The sequence below is a fragment of the Mesorhizobium sp. M1406 genome (assembly GCF_040317555.1).
In the GTDB taxonomy this organism is placed as follows: domain Bacteria; phylum Pseudomonadota; class Alphaproteobacteria; order Rhizobiales; family Rhizobiaceae; genus Mesorhizobium.
The window spans coordinates 39,740-55,042 of sequence record NZ_JAMYKW010000024.1 but is presented as its reverse complement, the minus strand read 5'-3'; the positions used below and the strand labels follow the sequence as shown (position 1 = coordinate 55,042).

Sequence of the window (15,303 nt, the reverse complement as noted above, 5' to 3'; positions counted from 1 at the left end):
AAAGATGGCCAGATGGTACCATCTGGCCACACCCGAAACTTGTTTGCCCGACGTGTCGCCTGGACCGGCGCCGGGATGACCCGGCGCCGCCGTTTAAAGGATGAATCGCGACAAATCCGTGTTGCGCGACAGATCGCCGACGTGCTTTTCCACATAGGCGGCGTCGATCGTGACGCTCGTTCCGTTGCGGTCCGGCGCGTCATAGGAGATTTCGTCCAGCACCCGCTCCATCACCGTCTGCAGCCGCCTTGCGCCGATGTTCTCCACGCTGGCGTTGAGGTCGACGGCGATGCCGGCCAGCGAATCGATGGCGTCGTCGGTGAAGGTCAGGTCGACGCCTTCGGTCTTCATCAGCGCGATATACTGCTTGATCAGGCTGGCCTCGGTCTCGGTCAGGATGCGGACGAAATCGTCCTTCTCCAGCGCGCGCAGCTCGACGCGGATCGGCAGTCGGCCCTGCAATTCCGGCAAAAGGTCGGACGGTTTGGAAACGTGGAACGCGCCCGAGGCGATGAACAGGATGTGGTCGGTCTTCAACGGTCCGTATTTGGTCGCCACCGTCGTGCCCTCGATCAGCGGCAGCAGGTCGCGCTGCACGCCTTCGCGGGAAACGCCGGCGCCCATGCCGCCTTCCCGTGACGCGATCTTGTCGATCTCGTCGAGGAAGACGATGCCGTCATTTTCCGTCGCGTCGAGCGCCCGGCGCACCACTTCGTCCTGATCGAGCAGCTTGTCGGACTCATCATTGACCAGCAGCGCGTAGGATTCCTTGACCGTCGTCTTGCGCGACTTGGTCTTCTTGCCGCCCATCGCCTTCGACAGCATGTCGTTGATGTTGAGCACGCCGATATTGGCGCCCGGCATGCCGGGAATCTCGAAGCCGGGCATGCCGCCAGTGCCGGTGTCGGCGACTTCGATCTCGATCTCCTTGTCGTCGAGCTCACCGTCGCGCAGCTTCTTGCGAAAGCTATCGCGGGTGGCCGGGCTCGCCGTCTTGCCGACAAGCGATTCCAGCACGCGTTCCTCGGCATTGATATGGGCGCGCGCCTTGACGTCCTCGCGCATCTTCTCGCGCACCAGGCCGATGGCGATCTCGACCAGATCGCGGATGATCTGCTCGACATCGCGGCCGACATAACCGACTTCGGTGAATTTGGTCGCCTCGACCTTGACGAAAGGCGCACCGGCCAGCCGCGCCAGGCGGCGCGAAATCTCGGTCTTGCCGACGCCCGTCGGCCCGATCATCAGGATGTTCTTCGGCATCACCTCTTCGCGCATCTGGCCTTCCAGCTGCTGGCGGCGCCAGCGGTTGCGCAAGGCGATGGCCACGGCGCGCTTGGCGTCCTTCTGGCCGATGATGAAACGGTCGAGTTCCGAAACGATTTCGCGGGGAGAAAATGTGCTCATATGACTAAATTCCACTTTGCCACTGCTTGATGGCCTCTAACGGATGCAGCAGCATGATCACGTTGAGTGTCAGATTGTCCCGGATGAGATAGCCGGTACCCAGTTCGAAGATGACGGCCAGGCTGACGATCACCCATATAGGTAGCGTTCGCGCCATCACAAATCCCAGCACCATGGCCAGTGTGTCGGACACCGAATTGATGATGCTGTCGCCGTAATAATCGAGCGAGATGGTGCCGGCGCGGTAGCGGTCGATGATGAACGGGCTGTTCTCGACCAGCTCCCAGCCGCCTTCGATGAGGACAGCGAATGCCAGCCTCAGTCCGATCGGTGAGCGTGGAAACAAAAACCGCGCCAAGGCATAGAACAGGAAGCCGTGGATGAAATGCGATGGCGTGTACCAGTCGGAAATATGCTGGGAATTCTCCGAGCTCTGCACGACACCATGCCAGAGTTTGACGTAGCCGCAGGTGCAGATCGGTGTCCGTCCCATCAAATAGAGCGTGACGGCCTGGACGATGATCAGTCCAAGCACGATGAGAACCCCCATCCGCCAACTGTTTTCGTAGGCCGATAGGTTTTTGTCCTCGCCGGATGCTTTCATGCCGTCATTCCCCCTCATGCCCTTCGAACTCTTCGGTCATCGCAGCCCGCTACGCCTTCAGCGGCGGCAGCCAGCGGATTACGGCCGCCGGCAAAGTGGGCTTGACGACAATTCGCCGGATACGCTGCCAGCCCGCCCCGAAAAGGATGATCAACGCGCCGACAACGACCTAAATCAAGGCAAAAGGCGGAATGCCAGTCGAATGGGAGGCGGAGTTGACCAGATAGTAGATGCCCAGCGAGCCGAAATAGGCCAATGTGGGAACTAACAGCGAACGGCGGTCTATGGCGAGCGCAACATAAACGAAGCTAAGGATCAGGATCGTCAGCATGATGGTCGCATTGGCGTCGGGTGCGATATGTCCGAATGCGACGTTCTGGCCAGTTGCCATGATAAAGAGCGGATGCACCAGCATGGGCGCCGATACGACATGCAGCCAGAACGCACAATCGGACCAGATCTTGCGTCGATCTCGGTCGTGGATGTCGAAAGCCACGGCCGTCGAGAATACGATTAGGCCGCAGATCAGCGGCATGTAGAGTGCCGCGCGGAGCAATTCGGGAACATCCTCGAGGCTTGGCGGCGCAACCGCGCCCGTCGTCACGCCGTCGTACAGGATTATCGCCGTTTGCAGGAAAGCAAGTAGGGTGAAGGCGATGGCGATGACCCCGGCAAGGACGGGGACGCGAAAGCGCCAGAAATAGATCACCGCCGCCGCTATTCCCCCGCCGAGAAACAGATATCCGGCCCGGGAAGCCGTTTGGCGCAACGCCAATAGCTGCCAGATGGTCTCCGGCATGCGGATGTCAAAGCTGGCCCTAACCCCCAGCGCCAGCGCGACCAGGATGGCGACAATGAAGATCAGGGCAAGCACGGAAGAAGACAATTTCATCCGGTGCTGGCGCGTGACAATTTCGGCGAGCGCCCAGGCGAAAACCGCAAGAATGCAGGCAATCCAGAACGTCTGACCAGGAAGCATGGTGATGAGGACGAAGAAAATACCGGCGTTGAGCAGAACAGTCCCCACGGTGATGAACAGATCATTGCCGCCGCCGACCAGTCGCAGGTTTTCCTCGTCACCCTCATCATCGACGCGCTGGGCCTCAGCCGCGACCGAGCGTTCCATGGCCTCAAGTTGATCCCGCAGCGCCTGCGAAATCAGACCCGAGGCGATTGCCTTGTCGAGTGTTTCCGCGCGGATCAATCGGGCTCCTGTGGCGCGTCGCGCGCCATCATCAATGCTGGCCCGTATTCCGATATTCTGGTGTCAAAGGCAACAAAGCCGGCCTTTTCATAAGCGCGGATAGCCCGCCCGTTGGCGGGATCCGGGTCGATGATGACGCGCGGCACGCCTTCCTCGAACAGTTGTTCGACGAACTGGCGCACGATTGCCGAGCCGTGGCCGAGCCCGAGCAGTTCCGGACGGCCGATCGACAGGTCGATGCCGAGCGTTCCGTAAGGCTGGTCGGCATAGGGGTGGTCGTCTTCCAGATGCGGGTCGTAGCTCTGCAGATAGGCGATCGGCTTGCCGTCGAATTCGACGATCAGCGGCTCGACCGAAATCGAGTCGATATGATCGCGAATCTCGGCGATTTCCGTTTCGGGATCGTCCCACCACTCCGCCACATGCGGCTCGGCGAGCCAGCCGGCGATCATCGGCAAGTCCTTCTCCGTCACCGGCCGAAAATCATACCTATCTTCTTGTTGCACCATGATCTTTCCCGAAAACCGGTTGCCACTTTTCGGGATCATGGTCGGCGGCCGGGTCAGCCGGCATCGAGCGTTTCGAAGACGAAATTGTTGTTGGTGTAGACGCAGATATCGGATGCGATCTGCATCGCCTTGCGGGCGATCTCCTCGGCGTCCTTGTCGCTGTCCATCAGGGCGCGCGCCGCGGCCAGCGCGTAATTGCCGCCCGAACCGATGGCCATGACGCCATGTTCGGGCTCGAGCACGTCGCCGGTGCCGGTCAGCGCCAGCGAGACTGACTTGTCGGCAACCAGCATCATCGCTTCCAGCCGGCGCAGATAGCGGTCGGTGCGCCAGTCCTTGGCGAGTTCGACGCAGGCGCGCGTCAGCTGGTCGGGATATTGTTCGAGCTTGGCTTCAAGCCGCTCCAGAAGCGTGAAGGCGTCGGCCGTGGCGCCGGCGAAACCGGCGATCACATTGCCGCCCTTGCCGATGCGACGAACCTTTTTGGCGTTGCCCTTCATGATGGTCTGGCCAAGGCTGACCTGGCCGTCGCCGGCGATCACCACCTTGTTGCCTTTGCGCACCGTCACGATGGTCGTGGCGTGCATGGTCAGTTCGTTCGACATTTCCTGGCTCCGAGCAGCGCTATCCCAAAAGGCGATTGGCGCGGTACGAGTGACTTGATCGGCCATATGTATGCATGGGCCCGATGATTGCAAACCGCTCGATACCGACCCGGATGGCAACTGGCAATCGCCGGATCATGCTGCTAGAAGGCTCTCGTTTTCAAGCCGGTGAGGGCTTGAAAGCGTGAAACCCTGGGACAAGGACAAGGTCATGTCGCCCCGCTCCGCCGAAGCCAGCCGCAAGACCAAGGAAACCGATATCGCGGTATCGGTCGATGTCGACGGCTCGGGCAAGTCGGACATTTCGACGGGCGTCGGCTTCTTCGACCATATGCTGGACCAGCTTTCGCGCCACTCGCTGATCGATATGACGGTCACGGCCAAGGGCGACCTGCATATCGACGATCACCACACGGTCGAGGACACCGGCATCGCGCTCGGCCAGGCGCTGGCCAAGGCGCTCGGCGAACGGCGCGGCATCATGCGCTATGCCTCGATCGACCTTGCCATGGACGAGACGCTGACGCGTGCGGCGATCGACGTGTCCGGCCGTCCGTTCCTGGTCTGGAACGTTTCTTTCTCGTCGCCGAAAATCGGCACGTTCGACACCGAACTGGTGCGAGAGTTCTTCCAGGCGCTGGCGCAGAACGCCGGCATCACGCTGCATGTCACCAACCATTATGGCGCCAACAACCACCACATCGCCGAGACTTGCTTCAAGGCGGTGGCGCGTGCGCTGCGCACGGCACTTGAACGCGACCCGCGCCAGCCGGACGCGGTACCCTCCACCAAAGGATCTTTGAAGGGATAGCGTCATGGCCGCCTATGTCGTCATGGAACCGCCCGGCCGCGGCGAGAAGGCCGATACGACGGCCTTTGTCCGCGATGGCTTCGCCTGGCTGGGTTTTCTGGTGCCGCCACTCTGGTTCGCCTGGCATCGGCTGTGGATCGAAGCAGGCCTTGCCTTCGTCGTCATGGGCCTGCTTTCCATGCTTGGCCAAAAGCTCGGCCTTGGGCCGGCCGCATCGCTGCTGTCGTTGCTGGTTTCGCTGTATGTCGGACTGGAAGGACAGGTGCTGCGCATGTCGGCGCTTCGCCGGCGCGGCTGGCACGAATGGGGCGTGGTCGAGGCCGGATGGCTCGACGATGCCGATACCCGCTATGCGCTCGAGACGGAAGCGCTTTCCGATCAACCCGCACCGGCACCGCGCATGGTCCCGGACGCTGCCCTGGCGCGGCCGTCGCAGCCGGGCATCGCGCTGGGGCTGACCCACATTCCGGGAAGACGCTGACATGCGGGTTGCCATCATCGATTACGGCTCGGGCAATCTGCGCTCGGCCACCAAGGCATTCGAGCGCGCCGCGCGTGAAGCCGGCATATCCGCGGAAATCGACCTGACCGCCGATGCGGACAGGGTGCGCACGGCCGACCGCATCGTCCTGCCCGGCGTCGGCGCCTATGCCGACTGCGCGGCCGGCTTGCATGCCGTCGAAGGCATGTGGGAAGCGGTCGAGGAGGTCGCGATCGCCAAGGGCCGGCCTTTCCTCGGCATCTGCGTCGGCATGCAGCTGATGTCGCAGCGCGGCTTGGAAAAGACTGTCACCAACGGCTTCGGCTGGATTTCGGGCGACGTCAAGGAGATCACGCCGGCCGATCCGGCGCTGAAAATCCCGCAGATCGGCTGGAACACGATCGACCTCAAACGCCAGCATCCGCTGTTTGCCGGCATTCCGACCGGGCCGGACGGGCTGCATGCCTATTTCGTGCATTCCTACCATCTCGATGCGCGCAAGGCGGATGAAGTCCTGGCGGTCGCCGATTATGGCGGCTCGGTGACGGCGACCGTCGCCCGCGACAATCTCGTCGGCACGCAGTTCCATCCTGAAAAGAGCCAGGCGCTGGGCCTGGCGCTGATCACCAATTTCCTGCGCTGGAGGCCCTGAAACACATGAGCAAGAAGGGCTATTGGATGGCGATGATCGATGTCCGCGATCCCGATGTTTACAAGCAGTATATCGAGGCGAATGCGGTGGCCTTTGCGAAATACGGCGCGAAATTCCCAGTGCGGGCCGGTCGCTACGAGAATCCCGAAGGACCGACCGGCAACCGTCATGTGCTGGTCGAGTTCGACTCCTACGACAAGGCGGTCGAATGCTATCATTCGCCGGAATATCAGTACGCCTCGAAGTTCCGGCTTGCCGCCTCATCAGGCCATTTCGTCATCGTTGAAGGCGCCTGAACGGATGATCCTTTTCCCCGCCATCGATCTCAAGGACGGCCAATGCGTGCGCCTCAAGCACGGCGACATGGCCACCGCGACCATCTACAATGACGACCCGGCGGCCCAGGCCAAAGCCTTCGAGCAACAGGGCTTCGAGTGGCTGCATGTCGTCGACCTCAATGGCGCCTTCCAGGGCCAGAGCGTCAACAGTGCGGCGGTTGGCGCCATCCTCAAGGCGACGAAAAACCCGGTGCAACTCGGCGGCGGCATCCGCACGCTGGCGCAGATCGAGGACTGGCTCGATCGCGGGCTGGCCCGCGTCATCCTCGGCACGGTGGCGGTGCGCGATCCCGACCTGGTCAAGCAGGCCTGCAAGACGTTCCCGGGCAAGGTGGCCGTCGGCATCGACGCCAAGGACGGCAAGGTCGCCGTCGAGGGCTGGGCCGAGGCGTCGAGCCTCGGCGTCATCGAACTGGCGAAAAAATTCGAGGGCGCCGGCGTCGCCGCCATCATCTACACCGACATCGACCGCGACGGCGTGCTGACCGGCATCAACTGGGATGCCACTATCGATCTCGCCGACGCCGTGTCGATCCCGGTGATCGCGTCCGGCGGCCTCGCCTCGATCGCCGACATCGTGCGCATGACCATGCCCGACGCGCGAAAGCTCGAAGGCGCGATCTCAGGCCGTGCCCTCTATGATGGCCGCATCGATCCGTCCGAGGCGCTGGCGATCCTGAAAGGCCGGCCGGCGGCGGAGACGCGGTCGTGAAAATCTCCATCATTCTGGCCTCCTATGACAGCGGCCATTACCACGGCGGCATGGGCCAAGGCCCGGATGCGCTGATATCGGGCGGTCTTGTCGATGCGCTGACCATGGCTGGCCACGATGTCGCCGTGGAAGACATCGGCAAGGTCGGAGACAACCAGGAGCGCGAGATCGCCACCGGCTTTGCCGTCTGCAACGCGGTTGCGACCGAGGTTCGCCTTGCCCTGGATGGTGGCCGCTTTCCCATCGTTCTCGCCGGAAACTGCCTGACCAGTGCCGGTGCGGTCGCCGGTGAGGGCGCCGATGCGATCATCTGGGCCGACCAGCATGGTGACCTCAACACACCCGAGACATCCATATATGGCTTTCTCGACGGAATGGCGCTGGCCACTGTTCTGGGCCTGTGCTGGCGGCCGATGGCGGCGGCCATTCCCGGCTTCAAGCCGATCGATCCGTCACGCTGCGTGCTCGTCAACGCACGCGATCTCGATCGGGGCGGAAAAGCAGGTCCTCGAGACATTGCCGATCATCCGGACGGAATGTCCTGGGGTGGCCCAGGCGACCGAAAGATTGAAGGTCGCCGGCGCCAGACGCGTGCACATGCATCTCGATCTCGACGTGCATGATCCCCAGGAGCTGCAGGCCAACCGCTACGTCAGTTCCGGCGGGCCGAGCCCGGAACAGTTGCGCGACGCGGCTTGCGCCGTGGCGCTTGCGGTGCCGGTCGTCGGCATCACTGTTTCCGCCTATGATCCGGCCTTCGACGCGCAGGGCGATGTCCCGCCGCTGGTCGGCCAGATGCTCAACGATCTCATCGCCACGATAGAGGGCCGCTGATGCTGAAAGCCCGTGTCATCCCTTGCCTCGACGTCAAGAACGGCCGTGTCGTGAAGGGTGTCAACTTCGTCGATCTGATCGATGCCGGCGATCCGGTCGAGGCGGCCAAGGCCTATGACGCGGCCGGCGCCGACGAGCTTTGCTTTCTCGACATCACCGCTTCGTCGGACAATCGCGAGACCATCTTCGACATCGTCGCCCGCACCGCCGAACAATGCTTCATGCCGCTGACCGTCGGCGGCGGCGTGCGCCAGGTCGCCGACATCAGGAAGCTGCTGCTGGCCGGCGCCGACAAGGTGTCGATCAACACGGCGGCGGTGAAGAGCCCGGATTTCGTCGCCGAGGCGGCCGACAAGTTCGGCAACCAGTGCATCGTCGTCGCCATCGACGCCAAGAAAGTGTCCGGCGTCGGCGAGGCCGATCGCTGGGAGATATTCACCCATGGCGGGCGTGAGAAGACCGGCATCGACGCGGTCGAATTCGCTCGGCTGATGGTCGATCGCGGCGCCGGCGAGATCCTGCTGACGTCGATGGATCGCGACGGCACCAAGGCCGGCTACGACATCGCGCTGACCCGCGCCGTCGCCGACGCGGTGCGCGCGCCGGTGATCGCTTCCGGCGGTGTCGGTACGCTCGATCACATGGTCGAAGGCATTCGCGATGGCCATGCCGGCGCGGTGCTGGCGGCCTCCATCTTCCATTTCGGCACCTACACGATAGCGCAGGCCAAGGCGCATATGGCCGCCGCAGGGCTGCCGATGCGGCTGGACTCCCTCGGTAATCGGTCTTAAAGCATGATCCCGAAAAGCGGGAACCGGTTTTCGGAAAAAGATCATGCTTAAACAAGCAGATAGATGACGGTCATGACCGAGTTTTCGCTATCCGACCTGGAAAAAATCGTCGGGGAACGCGCCCATTCCGGTGATCCGGACTCCTGGACCGCAAACCTGTTTGCGCGCGGCATCGACAAGGCGGCGCAGAAGCTTGGCGAAGAGGCGGTCGAGACCGTCATTGCCGCCGTCAAGGGCGATAAGCAGGCCCTCGTTTCGGAAAGTGCCGATCTTGTATATCATTGGCTCGTCGTTCTCGGCCTCTCCGGGGTTCCGCTGAGCGACGTGCTGAGGGAACTCGAAGGCCGCACCAGGCGTTCGGGCATCGCCGAGAAGGCGTCACGGCCCAAGGGCTGACCGCGAGGAGGGCAGGTATCTCGATGGATCAGCTCGCGCCAACCGAGAAATATTCCCCCTTTCGTTTCTTCACCGCCGAGCAATGGTCGCAATTCCGCGCCGACACGCCATTGACGCTGAGCGCGGACGAATTCCGCCGCTTGCGTTCGCTCAACGACCCGATCGACCTCGAAGAGGTCAAGCGCATCTATCTGTCGCTGTCGCGGCTTTTGTCCGCGCATGTCGAGGCGAGCCAGCTGCTGTTCAGGCAACGCCAGGCCTTCTTCAACGCGGTGGACATCGTCAAGACGCCTTTTATCATCGGCATTGCCGGTTCTGTCGCGGTCGGCAAATCGACCACGGCGCGCGTGTTGAAGGAGCTGTTGGCGCGTTGGCCGTCGAGCCCCAAGGTGGACCTTATCACCACCGACGGCTTCCTGCTTCCCAACGAGGTCCTGCGCCGCGAGAACCTGATGGAACGCAAGGGGTTTCCCGACAGCTACGATGTCGGCGCGCTGCTGCGCTTTCTCTCGGGCATCAAGTCGGCGCTGCCCGATATCCGCGCGCCGGTCTATTCGCATCTGACCTACGACGTCATTCCCGGCGAGTTCGTCACCATCGATCGGCCCGACATCCTGATCTTCGAAGGCATCAATGTCCTGCAGCCCGGCAAGCTGCCGCAGGATGGCAAGATCGTGCCCTTCCTGTCGGATTTTTTCGACTTCGCCATCTACATCGATGCCGACGAGAAGCTGATCCACAACTGGTACATCTCCCGCTTCATGCGGCTGCGCGAGACAGCCTTCCGCAATCCGGACTCCTTCTTTCACCGCTACTCGCAGCTCTCGGAGGGTTCGGCGCGCGCCATCGCCGAAGGTCTGTGGACCAACATCAACCTGAAGAATCTGCGCGAGAACATCCTGCCGACGCGGGCCCGCGCCGACTTGATCCTGCGCAAGGGCGCCGACCACCTGATCGAGGAAGTGGCGCTCAGGAAACTCTGAATTTCCGGGACGTTCCTTGATTTCTGGGGCCCTTAAAGTCATCTTAACCCCGCTTTCCTACTGTCGAACCGAGGACACTTCGCGGGCTCCGACAGGCAATGAACGCGCCTTTCATTCACATTGGTTGGCCGGGATGAGCGCGATCGCGGTCCGTCCTGGTCCTGATGCTCGCGCCGCCAGCGGCCGGACCGAGCGGCTTTGGCCGCTTGTTCTGTCGATGGCCGTTCTGGCCATTGCCGTCCCTTGGCAGATGCACTGGGGCGTCAATGGCGATACGAGCTGGAACATCACAATCAGTGAGCGGCTGCTGGCCGGCGATCGCCTCTATATCGATGTGATCGAGACCAATCCGCCCTTCACCATATGGCTATACCTGCCGGCGGTGTACCTCGCGAAACTGCTCGGCGTCGTGCCGGAATATCTGGTCTATGCCTACAGCTATGCATTGTGCATTTTCGGCCTGTGGTTTGCCAGCTTCGTTGCGCGTCGCGCCCGATTCCCCGAAAATTCCGGGCTCTACACGCTGTTACCGGCGTTTCTGGCTTTGCTCGTGCTGTTTCCCGGCAACAGTTTCAGCGAGCGCGAGAATCTGGGGGTCGCCCTGCTCTTGCCGTTGCTGGTGCTCATGGCCTGGCGCGCGGCGAATGACCCGTCATCGCCGCTGGAATGGTGGGTAGCCGCATTGGCCGGTCTGTCCGGCAGTGCCATGGTGCTGGTGAAGCCCTACTATGCGATCATGATCATAGCGCCGGCATCTTATGTGGCAGCATCAGGTCGCTGTTTGCAATCGAATACTGGATCGTCGGCTTTGTCTGCCTGAGCTATCTGGCCGCAGTGCTCTGGCTTTATCCCGAGTTCATGCGCGACGTCTACCCGAATCTAGCCGACACCTACTTGCGCTACAAACAGTACGGGCCGGTGCTCGCCACCTACGGCGGAGCATACCTTGTTTCGATCTGCTTCCTCCTGTTTTTGCGCAACGGCCGGGCGCTGTCGCCACTGGTCATGGTGCTGGCGATCGGTTCTGTTGCCGGCTTTGTTCCCCTGGTCTACCAGGGCAAGGGTTGGGCCTATCATGCCTATCCGGCGCTGGCGCTGATGCTGGCGGCGATCACCTGCTGTGCTGTCGAGCGGTCATCGGCACGCGGCGTGGCGCGGTTGGACATTGTCCAGAAAATGCTGCTGGCCGCCATCGTTGCAGTCAATTGGTTGCCTTTCAAATATACCGGGAAACCCGCGGCAGACTTTGTTGCGAGCCTGCGCGCCGCAGTCGATCATCCCACCATCGGCTTGATCGGCTCGGGTATGGAAAGCGGCCATCCGCTTACTCGGACGATCGGAGGCCGATGGATATCTGCCTATTGCAGCGATTGGCTTGGCGGCCTCGCTGTCCTTTTTGCGAGAATTGCACGTGCGCAGGGCAACACGGTCGAAGCGGCACGTCTTGACGCGATCGTGCGCAATTTTCTCGACGCCAAGATACGCGAGCTGAAGGCCGCGAAGCCCGACCTGATGATCGTCCAGAAAACGGATACTTTCTGGATTTCACGCGTCATGCAACGTGACGATTTTTCGAGCTTCATGAATGACTATCGAGTTCTGAGCGAAGATGAGAACATTCGCGTCTACCTTCGCAAGGGTTCAGGAAAACTCACCTCGATCAACTGAGAGTCACGGGTTGACCCGCCGCAACGTCAGATTGATCCTGCCGCCATTTTTCAGCAGCGCCGAAGTCGAGGGGTAGATGCGGTCGACGCCATGAAAGCACAGCCGCCCTTCGCCGCCGAGCACCACGACGTCACCGCTTTGCAGCCTGAACGACTTCGTGGCGCCGTCACGCGTCGTCTGGCCGACCCGGAACAGGCAATCATCACCCAGTGAGACGGAAACCACCGGCGCCGAAAAATCGGCCTCGTCGCGGTCTTGGTGCAGGCCCATTTTTGCCTCCGGCGTATAGAAATTGACCAGGCACGCTTCCGGCGGATGCGGACAGCCCGAGACCTGTCGCCACAGTTCGAGCAGGCTATTCGGGATTGGCGGCCATGGCGCTCCGGTCACTGGATGCGTCGGCTGATAGCGGTAGCCTTGCTCCTTGTCGGTGACCCAGCCGAGCGGGCCGCAATTGGTCATGCGCACGCTCATCTCCTTGCCGGTGCGCGGCATGGCCGGCACGAACAGCGGCGCCTGCTGCACGATGCTTCTCACCTTATCGACCAGCGCTTCCTGCACGCTGCGTGACAGGTAAGCCGGCATGTGGCGGACGCCTTTGGGCAGGACGAGCACGGATTCGGGCACCTTGCGGAGGGTTCGGAACCGTAGAATGTCACGATCGAACAAAAAGGGCGACCCGAAAGCCGCCGCTCATGTCTAGCTGGCGATCGCCCCGGTCAGGCGAGGTCTGGTATCCGCGGCAATCTTGCCGGCATGGGTCACATCGGTATGGCCTCGAAAACGACCGTGTTGTTGGCGCTTGCCGTAGCTTCTTGTGCTCGCCATTGGGGTGTAGTGCTTAGTCGTTCTCCACCCGGCCGCGCAGTTTCTTGATCGTGCCGCGTCCGGCCTTGCTCTTCAGCCGCCGCTCCACCGCACCCTTCGATGGCCGCGTCTTCTTGCGCGGCGGCGGCGGCGGTTCGGCGGCCTTGGCGACCAGCGCCGTGAGCCGGGCCCGTGCGTCCGCCCGGTTCTGTTCCTGGGTGCGGAAGCGGCCTGCCTCGATGACGATGACCCCGTCCTTGGTGGCACGTTGGCCGGCAAGCTTGATCGTCCGCTCGCGCACGCGCTCCGACAGGCCCGTTGCGTTGGCTGCGTCGAAGCGCAACTGCACCGCCGTCGCCACCTTGTTGACGTTCTGGCCGCCCGGACCGGACGAACGGATGAAGTCCTCGTGCAGGTCGCCCGGGTAGATCACCGCATCGCCTGATATGATGATGTTGTCGTCGCTCGCCATGCCGCAGTCATGGCGCGGCGGATCGAAAAAGAAAAGGCCCGATCGAAGCCGTCCGATCGAAGCCGGGCCTTTCAACGACTGCTGAGTCCGATGGCGTGATTACTCCGCCGCTTCCTGCATGCGCGGGGCGGCACCCAGCACCACGGCGTCGACATGGCATTCGAATTTCTCGAAGTTGACGGCGAACATGCCGACCAGCCTTGCCGCCTGCCGGTCATATCCGGCCTTGTCGGCCCAGGTCGAGCGCGGGTCGAGAATGGCGCTGTCGACGCCGCGAACCGCCACCGGCACCTCGAAACCGAAATGAGGGTCGGTGCGGAACTCGGCCGTCTTCAGCGAGCCGTCGAGTGCGGCGGCAAGCAAGGCCCGCGTCGCCTTGATCGGCATGCGCTTACCGGTACCGTAGGCGCCGCCGGTCCAGCCGGTGTTGACCAGCCAGCAATCGGCGCCATGCCGGGCGATCAGCTCGCGCAGCAGATTGCCATATTCCGATGGATGGCGCGGCATGAACGGCGCGCCGAAGCAGGTCGAAAACGTCGCTTCGGGCTCGGTCACGCCCTTTTCGGTCCCGGCCACCTTGGCGGTGTAGCCGGACAGGAAATGATACATCGCCTGCGCCGGGCTCAGCCGGGCGATCGGCGGCATCACGCCGAAGGCGTCGGCGGTCAGCATGATGATGTTCTTCGGATGATTGGCGCGCCCGGTCTTGCTGGCGTTGGGGATGAAATCCAGCGGGTAGGCGCAGCGCGTGTTTTCGGTGAGCCTTCCATCGTTGAAATCCGGCACGCCATCAGCGTCGAGCACGACATTTTCCAGCACGGTGCCGAAGCGCTGCGTGGTGGCGAATATTTCCGGCTCGGCTTCCGCCGACAGCTTGATCGTCTTGGCGTAGCAGCCACCTTCGAAATTGAAGATGCCGTGCGGGCCCCAGCCATGCTCGTCGTCGCCGATCAGCGTGCGCGAGGGATCGGCCGAGAGCGTCGTCTTGCCGGTGCCCGACAGGCCGAAGAAGATGGCTGCATCGCCGGCCGCGCCCTCATTGGCCGAGCAATGCATCGGCATCACGCCTTTCGCCGGCAGCAGATAGTTGAGCATGGTGAACACCGACTTCTTCATCTCGCCGGCATAGGAGGTGCCGCCGATCAGCACGATCTTGCGCGTGAGGTCGACGGCGATCACCGTTTCGGTGCGGCTGCCGTGGCGGGCGGGATCGGCGCGGAAGGACGGCAGGTCGATGATCGTCATCTCGGGCACGAAATGCTCGAGTTCGGCGGCATTCGGGCGGATGAGCAGATTGCGGATGAACAGCGAGTGCCAGGCAAACTCGGTGATGACCCTGGTGGGCAGCTTCAGCTCCTCATCGGCGCCGCCGACCAGATCCTGGACGTAAAGATCCTTGTCCGCGGCATGCGCCTGGAAATCGGCAAGCAGCGTGTCGAACCGGGCCGGCGAGATCGCCTTGTTGTTGTCCCACCAGATATGCGGCTCGGTGGCGCCGTCGCGGACGACGAATTTGTCCTTGGGCGAGCGGCCGGTGTGCTGGCCGGTCTCGGCGAGCAGTGCGCCATGCGCGGTCAGCCTGGCTTCACCGCGTCGGATCGATTCCTCATAAAGGGCTGCCGCACCGAAATTATAGCGCACTACGCCGGTGGTTTTCAGGCCGATATGATAGATCGCGCAGGCAGGATTGCGTTTGCCGACTTCCGACATGGGGGTCCCTTCTTGGATTTGCCGCATCGTTTGCCGGCGTGTTTCCGGCAAGCCCGCACTGCGGACTGAAATGGTCAGAACCAGAAAAGCCAAATGATATCAAATCATTAATCGATTTAAAAATTTTGAAAGTTGTTTAAATCGTTTATATGTGCAAAAAGTTCCGCGGTTGCCCAAAGGATTGGCGATGTTCGTTCGTCCAATCCATATCGAGGTAGGATTGTGGCCGCCGGCATGCCGCGCGTGACAGCGGACAAGGCCTATGCCACATTTTGTACCTAATTTGTCCTGCAAAAGCCCCTTCTCTACGAAAGAAGGG

The 15,303-nt window shown here is 62.1% G+C and carries 18 protein-coding genes and 1 pseudogene; 11 read left to right on the top strand and 8 right to left on the bottom strand.

The genetic code is table 11. The features are described 5' to 3' along the window. Positions 1–93: 93 nt before the first annotated feature. The 5 genes from hslU to hslV form a co-directional block, all read right to left on the bottom strand. The gene (gene hslU / locus NKH03_RS20220; protein WP_352729331.1) at positions 94–1,407 is read right to left on the bottom strand and encodes an ATP-dependent protease ATPase subunit HslU; all 1,314 of its coding nucleotides are present in this window, start codon (positions 1,405–1,407) and stop codon (positions 94–96) included. A gap of 4 nt (positions 1,408–1,411) precedes the next feature. Beyond that, entirely contained in the window at positions 1,412–2,011 is a 600-nt protein-coding gene (locus NKH03_RS20215; protein ID WP_352970067.1) for a DUF2585 domain-containing protein, read from the bottom strand. Positions 2,012–2,180: 169 nt separating this feature from the next. Further along, on the bottom strand, positions 2,181–3,215 hold the full coding sequence (locus tag NKH03_RS20210; RefSeq protein WP_352970065.1) for a hypothetical protein: 1,035 nt from the start codon (positions 3,213–3,215) through the stop codon (positions 2,181–2,183). After that, on the bottom strand, positions 3,212–3,724 hold the full coding sequence (locus NKH03_RS20205; RefSeq protein WP_352970063.1) for a GNAT family N-acetyltransferase: 513 nt from the start codon (positions 3,722–3,724) through the stop codon (positions 3,212–3,214). Before NKH03_RS20205 ends, NKH03_RS20210 begins: the two co-directional genes overlap by 4 nt. Positions 3,725–3,777: 53 nt before the next feature. Beyond that, positions 3,778–4,329 (bottom strand): ATP-dependent protease subunit HslV, encoded by a 552-nt coding sequence (gene hslV, locus NKH03_RS20200; RefSeq protein ID WP_352870634.1) that lies wholly within the window; start codon positions 4,327–4,329, stop codon positions 3,778–3,780. Between the two features lie 211 nt (positions 4,330–4,540). Between hslV and hisB the strand changes: the two genes are divergently transcribed. From hisB to NKH03_RS20145, 11 genes and pseudogenes are all read left to right on the top strand, one after another. Continuing rightward, the gene (gene hisB, locus NKH03_RS20195; protein ID WP_352870635.1) at positions 4,541–5,140 is read left to right on the top strand and encodes an imidazoleglycerol-phosphate dehydratase HisB; all 600 of its coding nucleotides are present in this window, start codon (positions 4,541–4,543) and stop codon (positions 5,138–5,140) included. A gap of 4 nt (positions 5,141–5,144) precedes the next feature. After that, complete coding sequence (locus NKH03_RS20190) at positions 5,145–5,621, top strand: DUF2628 domain-containing protein (protein ID WP_352879362.1); 477 nt, start codon at positions 5,145–5,147, stop codon at positions 5,619–5,621. A 1-nt stretch (position 5,622) separates the two neighbouring features. Then, positions 5,623–6,273, top strand: a complete 651-nt coding sequence (gene hisH / locus NKH03_RS20185; RefSeq protein ID WP_352970061.1) for an imidazole glycerol phosphate synthase subunit HisH — start codon at positions 5,623–5,625, stop codon at positions 6,271–6,273. A 5-nt stretch (positions 6,274–6,278) separates the two neighbouring features. Then, the gene (locus NKH03_RS20180; protein WP_352970059.1) at positions 6,279–6,569 is read left to right on the top strand and encodes a DUF1330 domain-containing protein; all 291 of its coding nucleotides are present in this window, start codon (positions 6,279–6,281) and stop codon (positions 6,567–6,569) included. Positions 6,570–6,573: 4 nt separating this feature from the next. After that, positions 6,574–7,323: a 1-(5-phosphoribosyl)-5-[(5-phosphoribosylamino)methylideneamino]imidazole-4-carboxamide isomerase gene (hisA, locus tag NKH03_RS20175; RefSeq protein ID WP_352879359.1), complete on the top strand. Its 750-nt coding sequence runs from the start codon at positions 6,574–6,576 to the stop codon at positions 7,321–7,323. After that, positions 7,320–8,157: pseudogene (locus NKH03_RS20170) on the top strand (arginase family protein). The gene hisA and the pseudogene NKH03_RS20170 overlap by 4 nt, the downstream one beginning before the upstream one ends. After that, positions 8,157–8,948 (top strand): imidazole glycerol phosphate synthase subunit HisF, encoded by a 792-nt coding sequence (gene hisF / locus NKH03_RS20165; protein ID WP_352970057.1) that lies wholly within the window; start codon positions 8,157–8,159, stop codon positions 8,946–8,948. The pseudogene NKH03_RS20170 and the gene hisF overlap by 1 nt, the downstream one beginning before the upstream one ends. Before the next feature lie 72 nt (positions 8,949–9,020). Further along, entirely contained in the window at positions 9,021–9,344 is a 324-nt protein-coding gene (locus NKH03_RS20160) for a phosphoribosyl-ATP diphosphatase (protein WP_352870642.1), read from the top strand. 23 nt (positions 9,345–9,367) lie between these two features. Continuing rightward, on the top strand, positions 9,368–10,327 hold the full coding sequence (coaA, locus tag NKH03_RS20155) for a type I pantothenate kinase (RefSeq protein WP_352970056.1): 960 nt from the start codon (positions 9,368–9,370) through the stop codon (positions 10,325–10,327). 217 nt (positions 10,328–10,544) lie between these two features. Continuing rightward, complete coding sequence (locus NKH03_RS20150; RefSeq protein WP_352970054.1) at positions 10,545–11,147, top strand: hypothetical protein; 603 nt, start codon at positions 10,545–10,547, stop codon at positions 11,145–11,147. A 38-nt stretch (positions 11,148–11,185) separates the two neighbouring features. Beyond that, positions 11,186–11,995 (top strand): hypothetical protein, encoded by an 810-nt coding sequence (locus NKH03_RS20145; protein WP_352970053.1) that lies wholly within the window; start codon positions 11,186–11,188, stop codon positions 11,993–11,995. A 3-nt stretch (positions 11,996–11,998) separates the two neighbouring features. On the opposite strand, the gene NKH03_RS20140 is transcribed toward NKH03_RS20145, so the two are convergent. The 3 genes from NKH03_RS20140 to NKH03_RS20130 form a co-directional block, all read right to left on the bottom strand. Next, the gene (locus NKH03_RS20140; RefSeq protein WP_352970052.1) at positions 11,999–12,610 is read right to left on the bottom strand and encodes an alpha-ketoglutarate-dependent dioxygenase AlkB family protein; all 612 of its coding nucleotides are present in this window, start codon (positions 12,608–12,610) and stop codon (positions 11,999–12,001) included. 226 nt (positions 12,611–12,836) lie between these two features. Next, positions 12,837–13,274 (bottom strand): alternative ribosome rescue aminoacyl-tRNA hydrolase ArfB, encoded by a 438-nt coding sequence (gene arfB / locus NKH03_RS20135; protein WP_109666974.1) that lies wholly within the window; start codon positions 13,272–13,274, stop codon positions 12,837–12,839. Between the two features lie 99 nt (positions 13,275–13,373). Next, the gene (locus NKH03_RS20130) at positions 13,374–14,984 is read right to left on the bottom strand and encodes a phosphoenolpyruvate carboxykinase (protein WP_352970050.1); all 1,611 of its coding nucleotides are present in this window, start codon (positions 14,982–14,984) and stop codon (positions 13,374–13,376) included. Positions 14,985–15,303: the final 319 nt, after the last annotated feature.

Coding starts and splice junctions, on each gene's coding strand:
- hslV (WP_352870634.1), bottom strand. CDS start 4,329: ATGTCGAACGAACTGACCATGCACGCCACGACCATCGTGACGGTGCGC.
- NKH03_RS20130 (WP_352970050.1), bottom strand. CDS start 14,984: ATGTCGGAAGTCGGCAAACGCAATCCTGCCTGCGCGATCTATCATATC.
- hisB (WP_352870635.1), top strand. CDS start 4,541: ATGTCGCCCCGCTCCGCCGAAGCCAGCCGCAAGACCAAGGAAACCGAT.
- NKH03_RS20180 (WP_352970059.1), top strand. CDS start 6,279: ATGAGCAAGAAGGGCTATTGGATGGCGATGATCGATGTCCGCGATCCC.
- NKH03_RS20205 (WP_352970063.1), bottom strand. CDS start 3,724: ATGGTGCAACAAGAAGATAGGTATGATTTTCGGCCGGTGACGGAGAAG.
- arfB (WP_109666974.1), bottom strand. CDS start 13,274: ATGGCGAGCGACGACAACATCATCATATCAGGCGATGCGGTGATCTAC.
- hisF (WP_352970057.1), top strand. CDS start 8,157: ATGCTGAAAGCCCGTGTCATCCCTTGCCTCGACGTCAAGAACGGCCGT.
- hisH (WP_352970061.1), top strand. CDS start 5,623: ATGCGGGTTGCCATCATCGATTACGGCTCGGGCAATCTGCGCTCGGCC.
- NKH03_RS20160 (WP_352870642.1), top strand. CDS start 9,021: ATGACCGAGTTTTCGCTATCCGACCTGGAAAAAATCGTCGGGGAACGC.
- NKH03_RS20215 (WP_352970067.1), bottom strand. CDS start 2,011: ATGAAAGCATCCGGCGAGGACAAAAACCTATCGGCCTACGAAAACAGT.
- NKH03_RS20145 (WP_352970053.1), top strand. CDS start 11,186: ATGCGCGACGTCTACCCGAATCTAGCCGACACCTACTTGCGCTACAAA.
- NKH03_RS20150 (WP_352970054.1), top strand. CDS start 10,545: ATGGCCGTTCTGGCCATTGCCGTCCCTTGGCAGATGCACTGGGGCGTC.
- hisA (WP_352879359.1), top strand. CDS start 6,574: ATGATCCTTTTCCCCGCCATCGATCTCAAGGACGGCCAATGCGTGCGC.
- hslU (WP_352729331.1), bottom strand. CDS start 1,407: ATGAGCACATTTTCTCCCCGCGAAATCGTTTCGGAACTCGACCGTTTC.
- coaA (WP_352970056.1), top strand. CDS start 9,368: ATGGATCAGCTCGCGCCAACCGAGAAATATTCCCCCTTTCGTTTCTTC.
- NKH03_RS20190 (WP_352879362.1), top strand. CDS start 5,145: ATGGCCGCCTATGTCGTCATGGAACCGCCCGGCCGCGGCGAGAAGGCC.